The sequence below is a fragment of the Burkholderia sp. YIM B11467 genome (assembly GCF_052952715.1).
In genome coordinates this window covers 235,766-253,637 of record NZ_JBQVSQ010000003.1, presented here as the reverse complement: position 1 = coordinate 253,637, position 17,872 = coordinate 235,766, and the positions used below count along the sequence as shown (strand labels likewise).

19 protein-coding genes and 4 tRNA genes are annotated in these 17,872 nt (G+C 65.6%); 8 read left to right on the top strand and 15 right to left on the bottom strand.

Annotated features, from left to right (window positions below; translation table 11 throughout):
- Positions 1 to 31 precede the first annotated feature (31 nt).
- The gene (gene waaC / locus ACTRWB_RS13180) at positions 32 to 1,030 is read left to right on the top strand and encodes a lipopolysaccharide heptosyltransferase I (RefSeq protein ID WP_446902151.1); all 999 of its coding nucleotides are present in this window, start codon (positions 32 to 34) and stop codon (positions 1,028 to 1,030) included.
- A gap of 18 nt (positions 1,031 to 1,048) precedes the next feature.
- Here waaC and ACTRWB_RS13175 read toward each other — a convergent pair whose 3' ends face one another.
- From ACTRWB_RS13175 to rph, 9 genes are all read right to left on the bottom strand, one after another.
- Positions 1,049 to 1,228, bottom strand: a complete 180-nt coding sequence (locus ACTRWB_RS13175) for a hypothetical protein (RefSeq protein ID WP_446902150.1) — start codon at positions 1,226 to 1,228, stop codon at positions 1,049 to 1,051.
- Positions 1,229 to 1,332: 104 nt separating this feature from the next.
- Complete coding sequence (locus ACTRWB_RS13170) at positions 1,333 to 2,643, bottom strand: MFS transporter (protein WP_343495168.1); 1,311 nt, start codon at positions 2,641 to 2,643, stop codon at positions 1,333 to 1,335.
- Positions 2,644 to 2,936: 293 nt separating this feature from the next.
- A complete protein-coding gene (locus tag ACTRWB_RS13165) occupies positions 2,937 to 3,428 on the bottom strand; it encodes a TonB family protein (protein WP_446902149.1) in 492 nt (163 codons plus the stop codon).
- A gap of 304 nt (positions 3,429 to 3,732) precedes the next feature.
- On the bottom strand, positions 3,733 to 4,026 hold the full coding sequence (locus ACTRWB_RS13160) for a hypothetical protein (RefSeq protein WP_072436100.1): 294 nt from the start codon (positions 4,024 to 4,026) through the stop codon (positions 3,733 to 3,735).
- A 181-nt stretch (positions 4,027 to 4,207) separates the two neighbouring features.
- The gene (locus ACTRWB_RS13155) at positions 4,208 to 4,600 is read right to left on the bottom strand and encodes a hypothetical protein (RefSeq protein WP_129513964.1); all 393 of its coding nucleotides are present in this window, start codon (positions 4,598 to 4,600) and stop codon (positions 4,208 to 4,210) included.
- Positions 4,601 to 4,739: 139 nt separating this feature from the next.
- A tRNA-Ser gene (locus ACTRWB_RS13150) sits at positions 4,740 to 4,827 on the bottom strand.
- A gap of 93 nt (positions 4,828 to 4,920) precedes the next feature.
- Positions 4,921 to 6,135: a radical SAM family heme chaperone HemW gene (gene hemW / locus ACTRWB_RS13145; RefSeq protein ID WP_446902148.1), complete on the bottom strand. Its 1,215-nt coding sequence runs from the start codon at positions 6,133 to 6,135 to the stop codon at positions 4,921 to 4,923.
- Positions 6,136 to 6,169: 34 nt separating this feature from the next.
- The gene (gene rdgB, locus ACTRWB_RS13140) at positions 6,170 to 6,796 is read right to left on the bottom strand and encodes an RdgB/HAM1 family non-canonical purine NTP pyrophosphatase (RefSeq protein WP_419686563.1); all 627 of its coding nucleotides are present in this window, start codon (positions 6,794 to 6,796) and stop codon (positions 6,170 to 6,172) included.
- Positions 6,789 to 7,529: a ribonuclease PH gene (rph, locus tag ACTRWB_RS13135; protein ID WP_419686564.1), complete on the bottom strand. Its 741-nt coding sequence runs from the start codon at positions 7,527 to 7,529 to the stop codon at positions 6,789 to 6,791. The genes rdgB and rph overlap by 8 nt, the downstream gene beginning before the upstream one ends.
- A gap of 173 nt (positions 7,530 to 7,702) precedes the next feature.
- Here rph and ACTRWB_RS13130 point away from each other — a divergent pair, with 173 nt between their 5' ends.
- The 4 genes from ACTRWB_RS13130 to ACTRWB_RS13115 all read left to right on the top strand — a co-directional run bounded on the left by ACTRWB_RS13130 (position 7,703) and on the right by ACTRWB_RS13115 (position 12,008).
- Positions 7,703 to 8,626: a YicC/YloC family endoribonuclease gene (locus tag ACTRWB_RS13130; protein ID WP_446902147.1), complete on the top strand. Its 924-nt coding sequence runs from the start codon at positions 7,703 to 7,705 to the stop codon at positions 8,624 to 8,626.
- Positions 8,627 to 8,632: 6 nt separating this feature from the next.
- Complete coding sequence (gene gmk / locus ACTRWB_RS13125) at positions 8,633 to 9,316, top strand: guanylate kinase (protein ID WP_446902146.1); 684 nt, start codon at positions 8,633 to 8,635, stop codon at positions 9,314 to 9,316.
- A 58-nt stretch (positions 9,317 to 9,374) separates the two neighbouring features.
- Positions 9,375 to 9,578: a DNA-directed RNA polymerase subunit omega gene (rpoZ, locus tag ACTRWB_RS13120; protein ID WP_006025620.1), complete on the top strand. Its 204-nt coding sequence runs from the start codon at positions 9,375 to 9,377 to the stop codon at positions 9,576 to 9,578.
- 63 nt (positions 9,579 to 9,641) lie between these two features.
- A complete protein-coding gene (locus ACTRWB_RS13115) occupies positions 9,642 to 12,008 on the top strand; it encodes a RelA/SpoT family protein (RefSeq protein WP_048249688.1) in 2,367 nt (788 codons plus the stop codon).
- Positions 12,009 to 12,198: 190 nt separating this feature from the next.
- On the opposite strand, the gene ACTRWB_RS13110 is transcribed toward ACTRWB_RS13115, so the two are convergent.
- From ACTRWB_RS13110 to ACTRWB_RS13100, 3 genes are all read right to left on the bottom strand, one after another.
- A tRNA-Arg gene (locus ACTRWB_RS13110) sits at positions 12,199 to 12,275 on the bottom strand.
- Positions 12,276 to 12,335: 60 nt separating this feature from the next.
- A tRNA-Arg gene (locus ACTRWB_RS13105) sits at positions 12,336 to 12,412 on the bottom strand.
- A 67-nt stretch (positions 12,413 to 12,479) separates the two neighbouring features.
- Positions 12,480 to 12,556 (bottom strand) — tRNA-Arg (locus ACTRWB_RS13100).
- Between the two features lie 131 nt (positions 12,557 to 12,687).
- Here ACTRWB_RS13100 and greB point away from each other — a divergent pair.
- Entirely contained in the window at positions 12,688 to 13,251 is a 564-nt protein-coding gene (greB, locus tag ACTRWB_RS13095; RefSeq protein WP_446902145.1) for a transcription elongation factor GreB, read from the top strand.
- 83 nt (positions 13,252 to 13,334) lie between these two features.
- Here greB and ACTRWB_RS13090 read toward each other — a convergent pair whose 3' ends face one another.
- The gene (locus ACTRWB_RS13090; RefSeq protein ID WP_446902144.1) at positions 13,335 to 14,480 is read right to left on the bottom strand and encodes a porin; all 1,146 of its coding nucleotides are present in this window, start codon (positions 14,478 to 14,480) and stop codon (positions 13,335 to 13,337) included.
- Between the two features lie 498 nt (positions 14,481 to 14,978).
- The gene (locus tag ACTRWB_RS13085) at positions 14,979 to 15,245 is read right to left on the bottom strand and encodes a hypothetical protein (protein ID WP_446902143.1); all 267 of its coding nucleotides are present in this window, start codon (positions 15,243 to 15,245) and stop codon (positions 14,979 to 14,981) included.
- 393 nt (positions 15,246 to 15,638) lie between these two features.
- On the opposite strand from ACTRWB_RS13085, the gene ACTRWB_RS13080 reads away from it, so the two are divergent.
- Together ACTRWB_RS13080 and ACTRWB_RS13075 are read left to right on the top strand one after the other, a co-directional pair.
- Complete coding sequence (locus ACTRWB_RS13080) at positions 15,639 to 15,842, top strand: cold-shock protein (protein ID WP_011351289.1); 204 nt, start codon at positions 15,639 to 15,641, stop codon at positions 15,840 to 15,842.
- 141 nt (positions 15,843 to 15,983) lie between these two features.
- Positions 15,984 to 17,111, top strand: coding sequence for an exonuclease domain-containing protein (locus ACTRWB_RS13075; protein WP_446902142.1), 1,128 nt, complete (start codon positions 15,984 to 15,986; stop codon positions 17,109 to 17,111).
- Between the two features lie 30 nt (positions 17,112 to 17,141).
- Here ACTRWB_RS13075 and ACTRWB_RS13070 read toward each other — a convergent pair whose 3' ends face one another.
- Positions 17,142 to 17,735, bottom strand: coding sequence for a chorismate mutase (locus ACTRWB_RS13070; RefSeq protein WP_446902141.1), 594 nt, complete (start codon positions 17,733 to 17,735; stop codon positions 17,142 to 17,144).
- Between the last annotated feature and the right edge of the window lie 137 nt (positions 17,736 to 17,872).

Sequence of the window (17,872 nt, the reverse complement as noted above, 5' to 3'; positions counted from 1 at the left end):
ATCCTCAAATGGCAGGCTCTTCCCCGCAAACGTGAAACGTATCCTCATCGTGAAAGTGACGTCGCTCGGCGACGTCGTCCAGACGCTGCCAGTCGTCGCGGACCTGCATCGCGCCTTTCCCGGCGTATCGGTCGACTGGGCCGTGGACGAGTCGTGCGCCGAGGTCGTGCGCTGGCATCCGGGCGTAAGCGCCGTCCTTTGCGCACCGCTGCGCCGGTTTAAAAAACTCCGAAATACCGGCGACCTGAAGGCGATCTCGGCGTCGATCGGCGCGTTGCGTGCGCACCGCTACGACGCGGTCATCGACCTGCACGGCGTTTACAAGAGTGCAATCATTTCCGCGCTGGCGCGCGCCGCGCGTCGCGTCGGCTACCAGACGCAGGATCTTGGCGAAGCGGGCGCGCGCTTCGCGTATTCGCATCGCTTCGGCCCGCGGCCGGACTGCGACGCGTGGCACGGGATGCGCGTGAGTGCCGGCGAGGCGCTCGGCTACGTGCCCGAAGGCATCGCCACATACGGCGTCGTCCCGCCGCAGGTCGAGAGTCTCCCGGCTGCCGTGACCGACGGCACGCTGTTCATGCTGCTGTTCCACGCAACCTCCAATCCCGACAAGAAATGGCCGGCCGATCACTGGGCCGCGCTTGCCAAGCAGATGATGGCGCGCGGCGTGCGTGTGCTGTTGCCGTGGGGATCGGCCGCCGAGCATGACGACGCGAAGGATATCGCCGCGCGCGCGCCGGGGGCGGTCGTGCTGCCTGCGATGACGGTACGTGAACTCGGCGCGGCGCTCGGCCGGGCCGCGCTCGTGGTGGGGGTCGATACGGGGTTCGTGCACATGGCGCACGCGCTGCAGCGGCCGACGGTGATGATTTTCGTCGCGACGTCGCGTCACCATTGCGGCATCGGCGGTGCACCGAATGCACTGTCGATCGGCGAGCCGGGCGCGATGCCGTCCGTCGAGCAGACGCTGGATGCGATCGCCGCGGTCAGCCCCGTCTACGGCGCGCCGCGCGCGCGGCTGTCCGCCTGACGAGCGGAGCGCGGCGGTTCAGGCGAGCAGCGCCTCGATCGTGATGACGGCGGCGATGGCCGCCAGATTCGCCAGCAGCGCCTCGAACACGAGGCCGCGCCACGTCTTGGGCCGGAAGCGCAGCGCGAGCAGCAGCGCGCCACCCAGCGCGAGCGCGAGGGTCAGGACGAGGTCGGCATTGCTGAGGTGGATATTCATGGCGACGGCTCCTGCGGGGAGGGATCCTGGGCGCGCGCAACGGCGCGCCCAGGATCGAGTATAGGCAGCGCCGTCCGCCGCACAACCCGGGTCGCCCCGGAGTCTCAGACGAGCGTCGTGTCGCGCGTTTCGCGCATCAGCAGCACGCCGACCAGGCTGATCGCCGCCGCGACGGATACATAGCCGCCAACCCATGACAGCCCGCCGCGCGCCGCCAGCAGTTGCGCGATGTACGGCGCGATCGACGCGCCGAGGATCCCGCCGAGGTTGTACGCGACGCCGGCGCCCGTGTAGCGGACGTTGGTCGGGAACAGCTCCGGCAGCAGCGCGCCCATCGGCGCGAACGTCACACCCATCAGGAACAGCTCGATCGTCAGGAACAGCGCGACGAGCGGCATCGAGCCGCTGCCGAGCAGCGGCTCCATCGCGAAACCCGACAGCAGTGCGGCGATCGCGCCAACGACGAGCACCGGCTTGCGGCCGAAGCGGTCCGACGCCCATGCGGAAAGCGGCGTCGCGAGCCCCATGAACACGACCGCGAAACACAGCAGGCCGAGGAAGCTCTGGCGCGGAATATGCAGCGCCGACACGCCGTACGACAGCGAGAACACCGTCGAGATGTAGAACAGCGTGTAGCAGACGACCATCGCGAGCGCGCCGAGCAGCGTCGGCTGCCAGTGTTGCGTGACGAGCGTCGCGACCGGCACGCGCACGCGTTCGTTGCGATCGAGTGCGGCCTGGAACGCGGGCGTTTCGGTGATCTTGAGCCGCACGTACAGGCCGAGCGCGACGAGCACCGCGCTGACCAGGAACGGGATGCGCCAGCCCCAGCTGCGGAACTGCTCGTCGGACAGCGACAGCGCGAGCGCGAAGAACAGGCCGTTCGACATCAGGAAGCCGACCGAGGGCCCCAACTGCGGGAACATCCCGAACCAGCCGCGCTTGCCCTGCGGCGCATGCTCGGTCGCGAGCAGCGCCGCGCCGCCCCATTCGCCGCCGAGGCCGATGCCCTGGCCGAAGCGCAGCACGCACAGCAGCACCGGCGCGAGCGCGCCGATCGCGTCGTAGCCGGGCACGAAGCCGATCGCGGTGGTGGACACGCCCATCACGAGCAGCGACGCGACGAGCGTCGATTTGCGGCCGATGCGGTCGCCGAAGTGCCCGAACAGGAACGAGCCGATCGGGCGTGCGATGAACGCGATGCCGAACGTGACGAACGCGGACAACGCCTGCGCGGTCGCGGAGCCATGCGGGAAGAAGACGGGGCCGATGACGAGCGCGGCGGCCGTTGCGTACACGTAGAAATCGTAGAACTCGATCGCGGTGCCGATGAAGCTTGCGAACACGATGCGCCGGTGGCTGACGGCGCCGGCCGAACCGGTTGCGTGTGCAACGGTCGGGGGGGATGCGGACATGGATGTCTCCGTTTTGTCGTTGGGGCGGTCGGCTGAGCGTGCGGTCGGGCAGGCGGATGCCTGCCGAGGGCAGCCGAGCGGATGATGCGGTGGCGGCGTGGACGCGCGCCGTGGCACGAACGTCACCCGCCGGTCGACGATGGAGACGGGTATGTCGCCGCCGCCCGGTGCCGGCGTGGTCGGCTCGCATGCCGGGTGGGGCGCGCGAACGCACGCGCGGCGTGATGGCCGCGCGATTGCGGAAAATTATAGCCAGCGCCGCCACCCACCGGCAATCGCGGGGCGGCGGCAGGTCAGTCGAGCGATTGCGCCTGCGCGGATGCGGTACTTTGCAACTGGAAGTGGCCGTCGTCGTTGAAGAGCCAGCCTTCCATCATTTCGATCTGGCCGTTGCCGTCGAGCAGTCGCGACGGCGGAGGCGGCAGCGGCGCCGAGCGACGCAGCGACGCGAGCGCGAGCGCTTCCGCCTCGCTGTCGCCGTTGCTGCGATAGACGGACGCGTGGACGAGGCGGCCGTTGCGATCGACGGTGAACGCGACGACGACGAGCGAACGGAGCATTGCCTGCGGCGTGCCACGCAGCAGGCCGGACGGATTGCGTTCGGCAACGCATTTCGCGACCTCGACACGGTACTGGTCGAGGCTCGCACTGCGCGTGATCGACGGAATCGTCACGATCGAGTGCAGCGACGGCGGTGGCGTGATCGTGCAAGCGGCAAGCATGGCGACGACGGCCAGTGCGGCAACACGCAACTGGTCGACGCGCGGACGGAGAACGAGGCGCATGGGAGATAGCCAGAAGTGACTATAAAAAAATGATAGGCGCACGGACGCGACGCGATATCGGGAGAAACGCATAACGCGCGATGTCGGGCGTTGCGATCGCAAATGATGATGGCTGGGCGCCGCCCAGCGCGATGTGACGTGACATGTGACAGCGTGCTCGACGCCGAGCATGTTGCAAAGTTGAAAGGCGCGGCGCGTGCGTCACGTGCAGGTGCGTGACGATCGTTCGGCCGAGCGTGGCGGTCGCCGCATGCCGCACGGCGACCGACGCCCGCGCCATCACCTGCGATGGCGCTTGCCCGGTTCAGAAGCCGTGCGTGACGAGCGACAGCACCGACAGGTCGGGGTGCGTGCCGTCGATGATGCTCTTGCCGATGTGCACGGCTTCGTGCACCGCTTCGTCGACGCTCGCGAAGCTTTCTTCGCCGTCCGCGTGGAACGGCACCGCGTGGCCCGGCAGCGCGGGATTCGCGCCCGGATGGCACACGTAGCCGGTGTAGGTGTAGCGCGTGTCGCTGCCGGGCGCGGCGGCCGGTACGACATGGATCTCGAAGCCTTCGTAATCGACGTGGTCCGTCGGTGTCGACAGTTCGGTCATGGCGATCTCCGTGGGCCGCGCGCAGGGGTGGCGCGTGCGGCGTCGAGTGCGCGGCGGCGGTCGTGTCGCCGTGTTGAACGAATTCTAGGTGATGGCGGGGCGGGCCGGGAGGCTTCCGCTGCAGTGCGAACGCACGTGTCGTCCCGACGGACGGGGGCACGTGCGCGGCTGCGTCATTGGATTACTTGCAGCGCGCGTCCTTGCGCTGCACGACGATGATCACCGGGTACTTCTGGCCATGGTCGAGCTCCACGCGCGCCACGACGGTCAGCGTTGCCGGATCGGAGTCGTCGTACACGCTGACCTGTTCGTTGCGCAGGTAGGTCACGCCGGTGCAGTTCGACGTGCGTCCGTCGTCCGACACCTTGCACTGGAGGTCGTTGTCCTTCAGGTAGTTGTAGGGCGACGGGCTCGCGAGGTATTCGCTCAGGCCGCGCGGCGAGCCACCGACGCCGGTGACGTTCGCGATCGCGCACGACGCCGGCGCGTCGCTGCCGGAGGCGGTGTCGGCCGCGGCATGCGTGCTGACGGCGGCCAGCATGGCGACGAGCGACGAGACGATGAAGGGCTTCATGACGTGGATTTCCCGTTTCGCGATTCGGAGCGCGGGATTGTAACGGCATCCGGCGTGACGCGTCGGAACGTGGGGGAGGGGCGTGTGGACAAACAAAAACCCCGTCATTCGGCGAATGGACGGGGTTGGGCGAATTTCCTGGCGGAAGCGGTGAGATTCGAACTCACGGACAGTTTCCCGTCGCTGGTTTTCAAGACCAGTGCCTTAAACCGCTCGGCCACGCTTCCACGCGAGGCGGCATTGTAACCGAAATGCCGCAGCTGTCGACCGGAGTTGGCACTTCAGTGCTTACTCCGGTCCCATGCATCGCATTCGTTTCTTCAATCGTCGCGCAGGAACAATTCCTGCAGGTCGTTGAGGAAACGCTGGCCGAGCGGTGTCGGCGCGATCTGCGCGAAATCGCGCGAGATCAGCCCGCGCCGTTCCGCTTCCTTCAGCGCCGGCTCGATCGTGCTCATCGGCAGCCCCGTGCGTTCGACGAAGCTGTGCACGGGGAAACCCTCGGCGAGCCGCAGCGTGTTCAGCATGAACTCGAACGGCAGGTCGCGCGCGCCGACTTCACGCTCTTCCTGCACGGCCGTGCCGGCCATCGCCTGCTCGATGAAGGTCGCCGGATGCTTGTAGCGCGCCTGCCGCAGGATCCGGTTCGGGAACGACAGCTTCGTGTGGGCGCCCGCACCGATCCCGAGATAGTCGCCGAAGCGCCAGTAGTTCAGGTTGTGCTTGCACTGATGATTCGGCTTCGCATAAGCGGACACTTCGTAGCGCCCGTAGCCGGCCTCGGACGTGCGTGCGTGGATCCATTCCTGCATGTCGGCCGACGCGTCGTCGTCGGGGACGACGGGCGGGAACTTCGCGAACAGCGTGTTCGGCTCGAGCGTCAGGTGATACAGCGACAGATGCGGCGGCGCGAACGACAGCGCGGTCTCGATGTCGGTGCGGCATTCGTCGAGCGTCTGGTTCGGCAGCGCGAACATCAGGTCGAGGTTGAAGTTGTCGAACGTCGTCGCGGCGATCTCGACGGCCGCACGCGCCTGCGCGGTGTCGTGGATGCGGCCGAGCGCCTTCAGGTGCGCTTCGTTGAAGCTCTGGATGCCGACCGACAGGCGATTCACGCCGCTCGCGCGGAACTGCGCGAACTTCGCGGCCTCGAACGTGCCCGGATTCGCCTCGAGCGTGATCTCGGCATCGGCGTCGAGCGGCAGCAGCGCACGCACGTCGGACAGCATCCGGTCGAGGCCGGCCGCCGACAGCAGGCTCGGCGTGCCGCCGCCGATGAACACGGTGTGCACCTGCCGTCCCCACACGAGCGGCAGCGCCTGCTCGAGGTCGGCGCGCAGCGCGTCGAGATACTCGGTTTCCGGAAACCGTTCGCCTTTCCACTCGTGCGAGTTGAAATCGCAGTACGGGCACTTGCGCACGCACCACGGAAAATGCACGTACAGCGCGAGCGGCGGCAGCGACGTGAGCCGTACCTGTCCGGGCGACGTGAAGGTCGCGACGACGCGCGCGCCGGTTTCCGCAGCCTGGCTCATGCAACCTCCTGCAGCGAATGGATATCGGGCGCGATCATGTTTCCTCCGCGAGCCGCGCAAGCAGCGCCTTCAGCGCGAGCGCGCGATGGCTGTGCGTGTTCTTCACGGCCGGCTCGAGTTCGGCTGCCGTCGCGCCGAGCGACGGCAGGTAGAAATACGGGTCGTAGCCGAATCCGTGCTCGCCGCGCGGCGCGTCGACGATCTCGCCGGCCCAGCGCCCTTCGGCGAACAGCGGCTCGGGATCGTCCGCATGGCGCACGAGCGCGAGCACGCAGCAATAGTATGCGCGCCGGTCGTCGACGCCGCGCAGCTGCTCGACGAGATACGCGTTGTTCGCCGCGTCGCCCTTGTCGCGGCCCGCGCGCTGCGCGTAGCGCGCCGAGTAGACGCCCGGCGCGCCGCGCAGCACGCGCACGCACAGGCCCGAATCGTCGGCGATCGCCGGCAGCCCGGTGAGCCGCGACGCGTGCCGCGCTTTGGTCAGCGCGTTCTCGATGAACGTGCCGAACGGCTCTTCCGCCTCGGGCACCGCCAGGTCGCCCTGCGGGACGATCTCGATGCCGACCGTCGAGAACAGCGCGGTGAATTCGCGCAGCTTGCCCGGGTTGTTCGACGCGAGAACGATGCGCGACAGCGGCGCGAGGGTGAGGTCGTCAGGCATGACCGGCGCCCAGGACGTCCTTCTGCAGCTGCACGAGCTCGCCGATCCCGCCCTGCGCGAGGTCGAGCAGCGCGTTCATCTCGGCGCGCGAGAACGGCACGCCTTCGGCCGTGCCCTGAACTTCGACGAAACCGCCGGCGCCCGTCATCACGACGTTCATGTCGGTGTCGCAGCGCGAGTCTTCCGCGTAGTCGAGATCGAGCACCGGCGCGCCTTCGTACACGCCGACCGAGATCGCGGCAACGTGGTCGGTGATCGGCGAGCGGGTGAGCTTGCCGGCCGCGATCAGCGTCGACACGGCGTCGTGCGCGGCGACGAAGGCGCCGGTGATGCTGGCCGTGCGCGTGCCGCCGTCGGCCTGGATCACGTCGCAGTCGATATGGATCGTGCGCGGGCCGAGCGCTTCGAGATCGAACACCGCGCGCAGCGCGCGGCCGATCAGGCGCTGAATTTCCTGCGTGCGGCCCGTCTGCTTGCCGCGTGCGGCTTCACGGTCGCTGCGCGTGTGCGTCGCGCGCGGCAGCATCCCGTACTCGGCGGTCAGCCAGCCTTGCCCGCGGTCGCGCAGGAAGTCGGGCACGCGTTCGGCGACGCTCGCGGTGCACAGCACCTTGGTATCGCCGAATTCGACCAGCACCGAGCCTTCGGCGTGTTTCGTGTAGTGGCGCGTCAGGGCGACCTTGCGCAGTTCGTCGGCGCGGCGGCCGCTGGGGCGGGAAAGGGAAGACGTCATGTGGGGATCGCGGAAGGAGGGGAAACCGCGATTTTAGCGCCGAACGGCGGCCTTGCCCGGCGGAGAGGTCCGCAAAAATGGGATAATGCGCGCTTCCCGCCCCGCGCTTTCCGATGCGCCGGGCGCCTCGACATATCCCCGCCCGCGAGGGCACCCAGACGGCGAGACGAACCATGATCTACAGCATGACGGGCTACGCGAGCGCGACGCGCGAACTCGCGACGGCCACCGGCAATGGCGGCACCAGCGTGTCGGTCGAACTGCGCACCGTGAACTCGCGCTTCCTCGACCTGAATTTCCGGATGCCGGACGACGTGCGCGCGTGCGAACCCGCGCTGCGCGAAATGCTGATGAACAAGCTGTCGCGCGGCAAGGTCGACGTGCGCATCAACCTGCAGCGCGGCGAACAGAGCATCGGCGCGGGCGCGCTGAACCAGTCGGCGCTCGGTCAGCTCGCCGATCTCGAGCGCGCGGTGCTCGACTCGTTCCCGGGCGTCGGCCGCCTGCGCGCGGGCGAGATCCTGCGCTGGCCCGGCGTGCTGGCCGAGAGCGGCGTGTCGGCTGACGCGATCCGCGACGCGGTGCTCGCATGCGGCAAGGAAGCGATCGGCGAGCTCGTCGTCGTGCGTTCGCGCGAAGGCGCGCAACTGGCGACGATGCTGCTGACGAACGTCGCCGAGATGGAAGCGATCGTCGCGCGCATCACGCCGCTCGTGCCGGAGCTGATCGCGAAGCATCAGCAGAAGATCGTCGAGCGGCTGCAGGAAGCGCTCGGCATCGCGGCACCCGAAGGCAGCGCGTCGATCGTGACGCGCGAGGAAGCCGCGGAGCGCATTCGTCAGGAAGTGACGATGTACGGGATCCGGATCGACATCGCGGAAGAGCTGTCGCGCCTCACCGCGCACCTGAACGAAACGCGCCATGTGATCGAGAAGGGCGGCCGCGTCGGCAAGCGTCTCGACTTCATGATGCAGGAATTGAATCGCGAAGCGAACACGCTCGGCTCGAAGGCGGCGGCGAAGGAACTGGCCGACGCATCGATGGCGCTCAAGCTGTTGATCGAGCAGATGCGAGAGCAAGTGCAAAACCTGGAGTAAAGCAACATGACCGAATCCAACCGCGACGGCCACGCGTCGCATTCGCTGCACAGCGGCGTCTATCCCGGCAACCTGTTCATGGTCGTCGCGCCGTCGGGCGCGGGCAAGTCGACGCTCGTGAATGCGCTGCTGTCGAAGGACAGCGACATCTGCCTGTCGATCTCGTACACGACGCGCAAGCCGCGCCCGGGCGAACAGGACGGCCAGCACTATCACTTCACGACCGTCGACGATTTCCGCACGCGTCACGCGGCGCACGAATTCCTCGAGAGCGCGGAAGTGCACGGCAACTACTACGGCACGTCGCGCGTCTGGATCGAAGAGCAGATGAAGAACGGCCACGACGTGCTGCTCGAAATCGACTGGCAGGGTGCATTGCAGGTGAAGAAGCAGTTCCGCAACGCGGTCGGCATCTTCATCCTGCCGCCGTCGCTCGACGCGCTCGAAGAGCGCCTGAAGAAGCGCGGCCAGGACGAGCCGAACGTGATCACGCGCCGTCTGCTGGCCGCCGGCAGCGAGATCGCGCACGCGTCGGAAGCGGAATACGTGGTGATCAACGAGAATTTCGAGCGTGCGCTCGCGGAGCTCGAATGCATCGTCGCGGCAACGCGCCTGCGCTTTGCTTCGCAGTACGCGCGACACACGGAGCTGTTCATCGAGCTCGGCATCCATCTGCCCCACGCGGATTGACGCGGGGGCAGAGGGACATAAGGTAGAATAAGGACTATATTCAGAAGGAATTACCACCATGGCTCGCATTACCGTCGAAGACTGCCTGAAGCAAATCCCGAACCGCTTCGAACTGGCGCTCGCTGCCACCTATCGCGCGCGGCAGCTCGCGCAAGGCCATACGCCGAAGATCGAAAGCCGCGACAAGCCGACGGTCGTCGCGCTGCGCGAAATCGCCGCCGGCCAGGTCGGCGTCGAGATGCTGAAGAAGGTGCCGGTGTAACGCGCATCCGGCCCGTTCCAGCCATGTAATCCACGCGCGCAACGACTCGACCTGGAGGCGAATATGAGCACCACCCCATCGTCCGCCTCCGCGGATTCGACCACCGAAGCCACGGCCCAGTCGCCTGCGCGCCAGTACATCGACGCGGTCCTCGAACAGTCCTTCCGGCATCTGTTCGGGCCGACCGCCACGCCGGAGCAGCCGCGCAAGCACGGCGTCGTTTCGATTGCGAAACTGACGGCCGCGCTTGCCGAGTATCTCGCTCCGGACGAAATCAAAGAGGTCAAGGCGGCGTTCCACTTCAGCGACGAAGCCCACCTCGGTCAATATCGCCAGAGCGGCGAACCCTATATCACCCATCCCGTCGCCGTCGCGGAAATCTGCGCCGGCTGGAAGCTCGACGCGCAGGCCGTGATGGCCGCGCTGCTGCACGACGTGATGGAAGACCAGGGCGTGACCAAGAGCGAGCTGGCCGAGCGGTTCGGCCCGAAGGTCGCCGAACTGGTCGACGGCCTGTCGAAGCTCGACAAGATGGAATTCCGCAGTCGCGAGGAAGCGCAGGCGGAAAACTTCCGCAAGATGCTGCTCGCGATGGCGCGCGACGTGCGCGTGATTCTCGTCAAGCTCGCCGACCGCCTGCACAACATGCGCACGCTCGGCGCGGTGCCGATGGAAAAGCGTCGCCGCGTCGCGCGGGAAACGCTCGACATCTACGCGCCGATCGCGCACCGGCTCGGGTTGAACAACACGTATCGCGAGCTGCAGGACATGAGCTTCGCGAACTTCAACCCGCATCGCTACGCGACGCTCGAGAAGGCCGTGAAGGCGGCGCGCGGCAACCGCCGCGAAGTGATCAGCAAGATCCTCGAGGCCGCGCAGCGCGCGATGGCCGATGCGAAGATCGATGCCGAAATCACCGGCCGCGAAAAGACCATCTACAGCGTTTACCGGAAGATGCGCGACAAGCAGCTGTCGTTCTCGCAGGTGCTCGACGTGTATGGCTTTCGCGTCGTCGTCGACAGCGCGCTCGACTGCTACACGTGCATCGGCGCGCTGCACGCGCTGTACAAGCCCGTGCCGGGCAAGTTCAAGGACTACATCGCGATCCCGAAGATCAACGGCTATCAGTCGCTGCACACGACGCTCGTCGGCCCGTTCGGCGCGCCGATCGAGTTTCAGGTGCGCACGCGCAAGATGCACGAGATCGCCGAGGCGGGGGTCGCCGCGCACTGGCTGTACAAGAACGGCAGTGCGGATCTCAGCGACGTGCAGAAGCGCGCGCACCAGTGGCTGAAGTCGTTGCTCGACATCCAGAGCGAAGCCGGCGATTCGAGCGAATTCCTCGAGCACGTGAAGATCGACCTCTTCCCCGACGCGGTCTACGTGTTCACGCCGAAGTCGAAGATCATGGCGCTGCCGCGCGGCGCGACGGCGCTCGATTTCGCGTATTCGATCCACAGCGATCTCGGCAACCAGTGCGTGGCCGTGAAGATCAACAACGAGCTGCTGCCGCTGCGCACCGAGCTGAAGAGCGGCGACATCGTCGAGGTGATCACCGCGCCGTATTCGAAGCCGAACCCTGCATGGCTCGGCTTCGTGCGGACCGGCAAGGCACGCTCGGCGATTCGTCACTACCTGAAGACGATGCGGTTGAACGAGTCCGTGCAGCTTGGCGAGCGGCTCGTCGACCAGAGCCTGAAGGGCTACGGCCTCGCGCTGGCTGACGTCGAGCCGGAAGTGTGGGAGAAGCTCGTGCAGTGGACGGGCAACAAGAGCCGTCAGGAAATTTTCGCGGACATCGGCCTTGGCCGCCGCGTTGCCGCGGTGATGGCCAAGCGCATCGAGGTGCTGATGAGCGGCCGCGACGCGGACGACGATCTGCCGAAGTCCGAGCGGCATCCCGCGCATCATGCGCCGCCGGTCGTGATTACCGGCACCGAAGGGATGTCGGTGCAGTTGTCGGCATGCTGCCGGCCGATTCCGGGTGACGCCATCATGGGTTACATCGGCATTGGTCTGGGGATGGCGATTCATACGACCGATTGCCGTGTCGCGCAGCGTATTCATCGGCGCGATCCGGGCCGCTGGATCGACGTCGAATGGGCGCCGCAGCCGGGCCGCCTGTTCGATGTCACGGTGAAGGCGCTCGTGAAGAACACGAAGGGCATCTTTGCGCGCGTGGCGGCGGACATCACGTCGGCCGACGCGAACATCGTTCACATCGCAATGGACGAGGACCTGACGCACGAATCGACGGTGCTGCGCTTCGTGATCCAGGTCAGCGACCGCGTGCATCTCGCGAATGTGATGCGGCGCGTGCGAACCAACCCGGACGTGATGCGGATCATGCGCGAGCGGTCCACCGACGATGGTGCGCATGCGCGCCACGACGGCGGCATGCGCATCGAGCGCGAGCGGCAGGATTATTGACGCGTGCCCGTTGCGGGCGATCGATCAGCGGCGGCCAATGGCCGCCGTTTTCATTGGTGCTGCTGAGCGAAACTGTGGCGTAGCCGGGGCCTTCCGAGGTCGGTCGGGCGAACGATGCCATGACGCGAGCAAGGGGTGAGGGGGAGGCAGAAAAGAAAAAGGGCTTTCCCGGAGGAAAGCCCTTTTAAGATGGCGCGGCTGGCAGGATTCGAACCCACGACCCCTTGGTTCGTAGCCAAGTACTCTATCCAACTGAGCTACAGCCGCACGCAAAGCGGTACTGCTTAACTGTCGGAACCTTCTGCGATGGGAAGGTCCCCAAAAAGGTGGCGCGGCTGGCAGGATTCGAACCCACGACCCCTTGGTTCGTAGCCAAGTACTCTATCCAACTGAGCTACAGCCGCACGCAAAAACAAAAAGCTACTACTTCGAACTGAAAGGGCCTTCGGTTGGGAAGGCCCTCGAAAAAAGTGGCGCGGCTGGCAGGATTCGAACCCACGACCCCTTGGTTCGTAGCCAAGTACTCTATCCAACTGAGCTACAGCCGCACGCAGAAGCGAAATTATAGCAGGGTTGTATAAAAAGGGAAGCCTTATTCGCGAATTACGCTGCTTGGCCTTGCCGGGGCGCCCATCGTGTACCCTTGGAGCATCAATCATCCCGGTTTTGAATCTGCATCATGAACAAGGCGTTTGTCAAAGAGTCGGACGGTGACGACGACGATCTCGACCAGGCTCAACCCGCGATTCCGGTGGGCGCGAAGAACTACATCACGCCGGCCGGCCACAAGCGGCTGCGGGACGAGTTGCTGAGCCTGATCGACGTCGAGCGCCCCGAGGTCGTGCGGCTCGTGTCGTGGGCCGCGTCGAACGGCGATCGGTCGGAGAACGGCGACTACATCTACGGCAAGCGGCGGCTGCGCGAGATCGATCGCCGCATCCGCTTCCTGACGAAGCGGCTCGATCTCGCTGAAGTCGTCGACGCGAGCCGGCAGGAGAATGTCGACCAGGTGTTCTTCGGCGCCACGGTCGATTACGAGACCCCGGACGGCGAGGATCACACGATCACGATCGTCGGGATCGACGAGGTCGATCTCGACCACGGCTGCGTCAGCTGGATTTCGCCGGTCGCGCGTGCGCTGATCAAGGCGAAGATCGGCGATACCGTGACGCTGATGACGCCGGCCGGCCCGCAGCCGATCGACGTGCTCGACGTCCGTTACCCGGCATCGGGCAAGGCCTGAGCGGCGGCCGGGTTAGTCCGGCAAAGAAAAAGCGCCCCATCGGGGCGCTTTCTTGTTCGGCGTGCAGCGAATGTGCCGGTCGCTCAGAAGCGATGACGCATGCCGGCCGTGACCGCGATCTGCTTGTTGGTCGATGACGCGGCGCCCAGCCCGTTGATGTTGGCGCCGAGGTCGAGGCCGTCGTTGTTGACCTTCTGGAATTCGCCCTGCAGGTAGACGTCGGTGCGCTTCGACAGCGCGTAGTCGGCTTGCAGGTTGAACTGGTGCCAGGTCGGCTTGTCGCCGGCCAGACGGCCTTGCGTGTACGTGTAGGAGCCGGCGAGCGACAGCGCCGGCGTCAGCGCATAGCGGCCGTTCAGTTCATAGTTGCTGAAGCGCGCGGTTCCGCCGAGGCCCGTGATGCCGCCAGACACGCCGGACTGTCCCGCGCTGATCGCGCGGATGCTGGTGAGGCGCGTCTGCGTGAACACGAAGCCGACCGTGGCGGGGCCGAACCCGTAATTCAGGCCGGCGCCCCAGGTGCGCTGCACGCGCGACGCGAAGGTCCAGTCGCCGGTCACCGCGCCCGGATCGGTCGCGGCCTGCGCGAGTGCGTTCACGTTGCTGTTCAGCTGCAAATAGGCCGCGGCGAAGTTGAAGCCCAGGTAGCTGTACGACACGCCGCCGCTATACGCGCGGTTGTTCGCGAAAGACGTCGAGTTGGAGAACCCGTACAACGCGCCGAACTTGAGGCCGCCGTAGTTCGCGCTCTGGTACTTGACCGCGTTGTTGATCCGGAACGAGTTGTTCAGGTTGTCGTTGTCGAACGGGTGGGCGAACTGGGTGCCGCCGTACTGCGTCCCGGTCAGCGACAGCGGCCCGAGATAATCGACGACGCTGTCGTACTGACGGCCCAAGGTCAGCGAACCGTAGCTGTTGTGCGATAGGCCGACAAACGCCTGCCTGCCGAATTCGCGGCCGTTTTGCTTCAGCGCGCCGTTATTGATGCCGAAACCATTTTCCAGCGTGAAGATCGCTTTCAGGCCGCCGCCGAGATCTTCGGTGCCGCGCAAGCCCCAACGGCTGCCGTTGACCGAACCGCTCGTTTCCTGCCAGTTGCTGTGGCCGCCCTGATTGTTCGTGTAGGTGATGCCTGCATCGATCAGGCCGTATAGCGTAACGCTGCTTTGTGCATGTGCTGCAGTAACGAATACACCCGACAACGCGGTGACGATCAGGGTTTTTTTCATGGATCTGTCTCCAAACAGGATGATGTCGATCGAACCTGCTGCGGACTGGCATGTTTTGCTTGACGCTTTTGCCGGCCCGGCAGAGCGGCGGTGCGCTTATCAGAAAGCCATCTTCAGTGTACGGAGTGCGCGGAGCGGGGGAGGATCACGCTTTAAGCAATAATGTATTTTGGAATCCGCAAAGATCGGCTGGCTGGCGCAAACGATTGCCCATCAAGGGTTTGCGGCGGTGCAGCGAAAAAAATGGCGATCAGGACTACGTAACGGGCGTTGCGTGATCGCGACAACGATCAGCGGCGGGCGGTGGGGGCCGTAGCGCGATTATTGACACATCGGCAATAGAGGTTTGTGTGGAGCATGAATAATGAAAGGTTGTTATCTCGTTATACTGCGATCTCTGCTTTCCGAAGCAGACTTTTTCGTTGACGGAAAAGATCTCCAAACCTTTGTCGGCGCGACTTCCCAGTCGCGCTTTTTTTTTGCCCCGCTTCCGGTGCGCTATTGCGCGTACGAGCGCCGCTTGCGCTTGGCCGCAGGCGCGGCTTCCTCGGTTTCGGTCATCGGGGGCGTGTAGGTCCAGTCTTCCATCACGTAGTGACGGGCATCCAGTGGCGATGCGAGCAGGTTCTGCCAGTGATCGCCGTGCCAGGTCGTATCGAACTCGGTGTCGCACGGCGCTTCACGAGCGGACTCGGCCAGGGCGCGGGACTTGCGGCGTACGCGTCCGAGCCGGCTCGCGAAGCGCTTGATTCCGTCCAGCCACATGACCCTCTCCTTCCTTTCGGCGTTGAGGCAGCATGTCAATGTCCCCGGGTTTGCGCAACCCGAAAAAACCCCGAGGATTTTACCGAGTCGATTTGTCCCCGGTAGGAATTTCATGGGAAAGATTATATGTGAACCGATCCCGGTAATGTTGACAGGTTTTTGGTGCGAATCAATTAATTAAAGGCGACGGTGTACCGATTCCAATGACATTAGCTCTTTTTTGATAAAACGGTCGCTAAAAATTTCCTTGACGCACCCGGATTGTCCAATTTATAAAGTCAGCACTCCGTCCTCGGGCGGCGTGCTGGTGCAGGTGCTGGCGCAATGTTTCGGGATTTCGGGAAACGGCTATAAAAATAGCTTTTTTGATCTAATCGAGTGGGGAACGAAGACATGGATACCGGTATCGTGAAATGGTTTAACGATGCTAAAGGTTTCGGCTTTATTACGTCGGACAATGGCGGTGAAGATTTGTTTGCGCACTTTTCCGAAATCAAGATGGACGGCTTCAAGACGCTGAAGGAAAACCAGCGTGTTTCGTTCGACGTCAAAGTCGGGCCGAAAGGCAAGCAGGCAGCGAATATCCAGGCGGTCTGACGCGCCGCGCATTGCCGATCACGTCCGGCCCCCGCTTCGCGGGGGCTTTTTGCTTTGTGGGGACGGAACATTCCGGTCCGGGCTGGCCGGGAGCACGCATGCCGGTGCATACTCACGGAAGCACCGTTTTCCTGTCTCTTCATGTCCGATTCCCGTCCGTCCGATCCCGCCAGCGAGCAGCCGCTCGTCTTCGTCGACCTTGAAACCACCGGCGGATCGCCTGCCGAGCACCGCATCACCGAAATCGGCGTGGTCGAAATCGGCCCGCTCGGCGTGTCGACGTGGACGACGCTCGTCAATCCGGACCAGTCGATTCCGCCGTTCATCCAGCAACTGACGGGCATTTCGGACGCGATGGTGCGCGACGCACCGTCGTTTGCGTCGCTTGCGCCAGCGCTGTTCGAGCGGCTCGACGGCAAACTGTTCGTCGCGCACAACGCGAGTTTCGACCGCGGTTTCCTGCGCGCCGAATTCGAGCGTGCCGGCCTCGCGTTCAATCCCGATGTGCTGTGTACGGTGCGGCTGTCGCGCGCGCTGTTTCCGCGCGAGTCACGCCATGGGCTCGACGCGTTGATCGAACGGCATGGCCTCGTTCCGGCTGCGCGCCACCGGGCGCTGGCGGATGCCGACCTGATCTGGCAGTTCTGGCGCCAGTTGCACGACATCGTGCCGCTCGAGCGGCTGCGCGACCAGATCGCGCGCACGACGCGCCACTTCCGTCTGGGCGGCGACTTGACCGAGGCCTGGCTCGATACCGCGCCCGCCGGGTGCGGCGCGTATGCGCTGTTCGGGGAGGGTGACGCGGCGCTCTACGTCGGCCGTAGCGTGCGCGTGCGGCAGCGGCTGCGCGCGTTGCTGACCGGCGAGCGCCGATCGTCGAAGGAAATGCGGCTCGCGCAGCAGGTGCGGCGCGTCGAATGGCGCGAGACCGGCAATGAACTGGGTGCGATGCTCGCCGAAGCGCAATGGATCGCGCGGCTGCGCCCGTCGTACAACCGGCGTCCCGCGGCGGACACCGCCCGTGCCGGCGGTGCGCCCTGGCCGTTCGAGGGCGCCGTCGCGTTCGAGGCGCACGGCGAGCGCCGTCTGTTTCACGTGATCGACGGCTGGCGCTATCTCGGCTCGGCGGAGTCGCTCGACGCGGCTGCGCGGCTCGTGGCCGACGCGGAAGACGGCGCGTTCGAACCCTTCACCCACCGCCTGCTGCAGACGCATCTCACGCGCGGCCTGCAATTGATTCCGCTCGCTGCGCTCACGCCCGCGGGTTGAGCGCAGCGGCGCGATACGCGCCTCGCCGTGTCAGCCGATCGCGCTTGCGCCGCCGGCCGAGCAGACGTGCGACAGCGCGGTGTCGAGTGCTTGGGTCTGCGTGGAGTCGTAGCGCGTGAGCGTCTTCCAGTTCGCGATGCTGCGCGCGAGCCGCGCCTGGCAATCGGGCGCATTGCGCAGTGGCGCGACCTGGGCGAGGCCGGCGAGCATTTTCTGCGTCAACCGGTCGAGCGCCGGGCGCGTGCTGGTCGCGAGATCGGGCGGCGTGCCTTCGGGTGGCCGCGTCGCGCGCCAGGTCGCGAACAGGGCGTTCTGCACGTCCTTGCTCGCGGCGATCTGATCCTCGAAGAACTGTCGTGCGAACGCAGGATCGACGCCTGCCTGTGCCGCGAGCTTTTCGACCGATGCGAGCAGGGCCGCTTCGCGCGGCTGGTCCTCGATCGCCTTGTGATTCGCCCATTTCCAGCGCGCGACCGGTTCGGCGAGCGCGAGGCGCTGCGACGCGAGCGCGACCACGTTGGTGAGGGCGGTGTCGTCGCCGTCCGCGCTGGCGATGCGCGGCGACGACAAGAGGGCGACGCCGAGCGCGGCGACAGCAACGCTGGCACGAATGGCTTGCTTCATCGGAATGATCGGGAGAGCCGGGCGGGCCGGAGGTGGAAAACCAGAAGAATAGACGAAGACAGTCGCGCGGCGTAGCGACGCGACAGGAGAATCAGCAGGCGAGCTGATCCGGCACCGTCAGGCTGTTGCGGCCCGGG

Coding starts and splice junctions, on each gene's coding strand:
- rph (WP_419686564.1), bottom strand. CDS start 7,529: ATGACGTCTTCCCTTTCCCGCCCCAGCGGCCGCCGCGCCGACGAACTG.
- ACTRWB_RS13090 (WP_446902144.1), bottom strand. CDS start 14,480: ATGAAAAAAACCCTGATCGTCACCGCGTTGTCGGGTGTATTCGTTACT.
- ACTRWB_RS13160 (WP_072436100.1), bottom strand. CDS start 4,026: ATGACCGAACTGTCGACACCGACGGACCACGTCGATTACGAAGGCTTC.
- ACTRWB_RS13175 (WP_446902150.1), bottom strand. CDS start 1,228: ATGAATATCCACCTCAGCAATGCCGACCTCGTCCTGACCCTCGCGCTC.
- ACTRWB_RS13085 (WP_446902143.1), bottom strand. CDS start 15,245: ATGTGGCTGGACGGAATCAAGCGCTTCGCGAGCCGGCTCGGACGCGTA.
- ACTRWB_RS13070 (WP_446902141.1), bottom strand. CDS start 17,735: ATGAAGCAAGCCATTCGTGCCAGCGTTGCTGTCGCCGCGCTCGGCGTC.
- ACTRWB_RS13080 (WP_011351289.1), top strand. CDS start 15,639: ATGGATACCGGTATCGTGAAATGGTTTAACGATGCTAAAGGTTTCGGC.
- greB (WP_446902145.1), top strand. CDS start 12,688: ATGAACAAGGCGTTTGTCAAAGAGTCGGACGGTGACGACGACGATCTC.
- rpoZ (WP_006025620.1), top strand. CDS start 9,375: ATGGCTCGCATTACCGTCGAAGACTGCCTGAAGCAAATCCCGAACCGC.
- ACTRWB_RS13115 (WP_048249688.1), top strand. CDS start 9,642: ATGAGCACCACCCCATCGTCCGCCTCCGCGGATTCGACCACCGAAGCC.
- hemW (WP_446902148.1), bottom strand. CDS start 6,135: ATGAGCCAGGCTGCGGAAACCGGCGCGCGCGTCGTCGCGACCTTCACG.
- ACTRWB_RS13130 (WP_446902147.1), top strand. CDS start 7,703: ATGATCTACAGCATGACGGGCTACGCGAGCGCGACGCGCGAACTCGCG.
- gmk (WP_446902146.1), top strand. CDS start 8,633: ATGACCGAATCCAACCGCGACGGCCACGCGTCGCATTCGCTGCACAGC.
- ACTRWB_RS13165 (WP_446902149.1), bottom strand. CDS start 3,428: ATGCGCCTCGTTCTCCGTCCGCGCGTCGACCAGTTGCGTGTTGCCGCA.
- ACTRWB_RS13155 (WP_129513964.1), bottom strand. CDS start 4,600: ATGAAGCCCTTCATCGTCTCGTCGCTCGTCGCCATGCTGGCCGCCGTC.
- ACTRWB_RS13075 (WP_446902142.1), top strand. CDS start 15,984: ATGTCCGATTCCCGTCCGTCCGATCCCGCCAGCGAGCAGCCGCTCGTC.
- ACTRWB_RS13170 (WP_343495168.1), bottom strand. CDS start 2,643: ATGTCCGCATCCCCCCCGACCGTTGCACACGCAACCGGTTCGGCCGGC.
- rdgB (WP_419686563.1), bottom strand. CDS start 6,796: ATGCCTGACGACCTCACCCTCGCGCCGCTGTCGCGCATCGTTCTCGCG.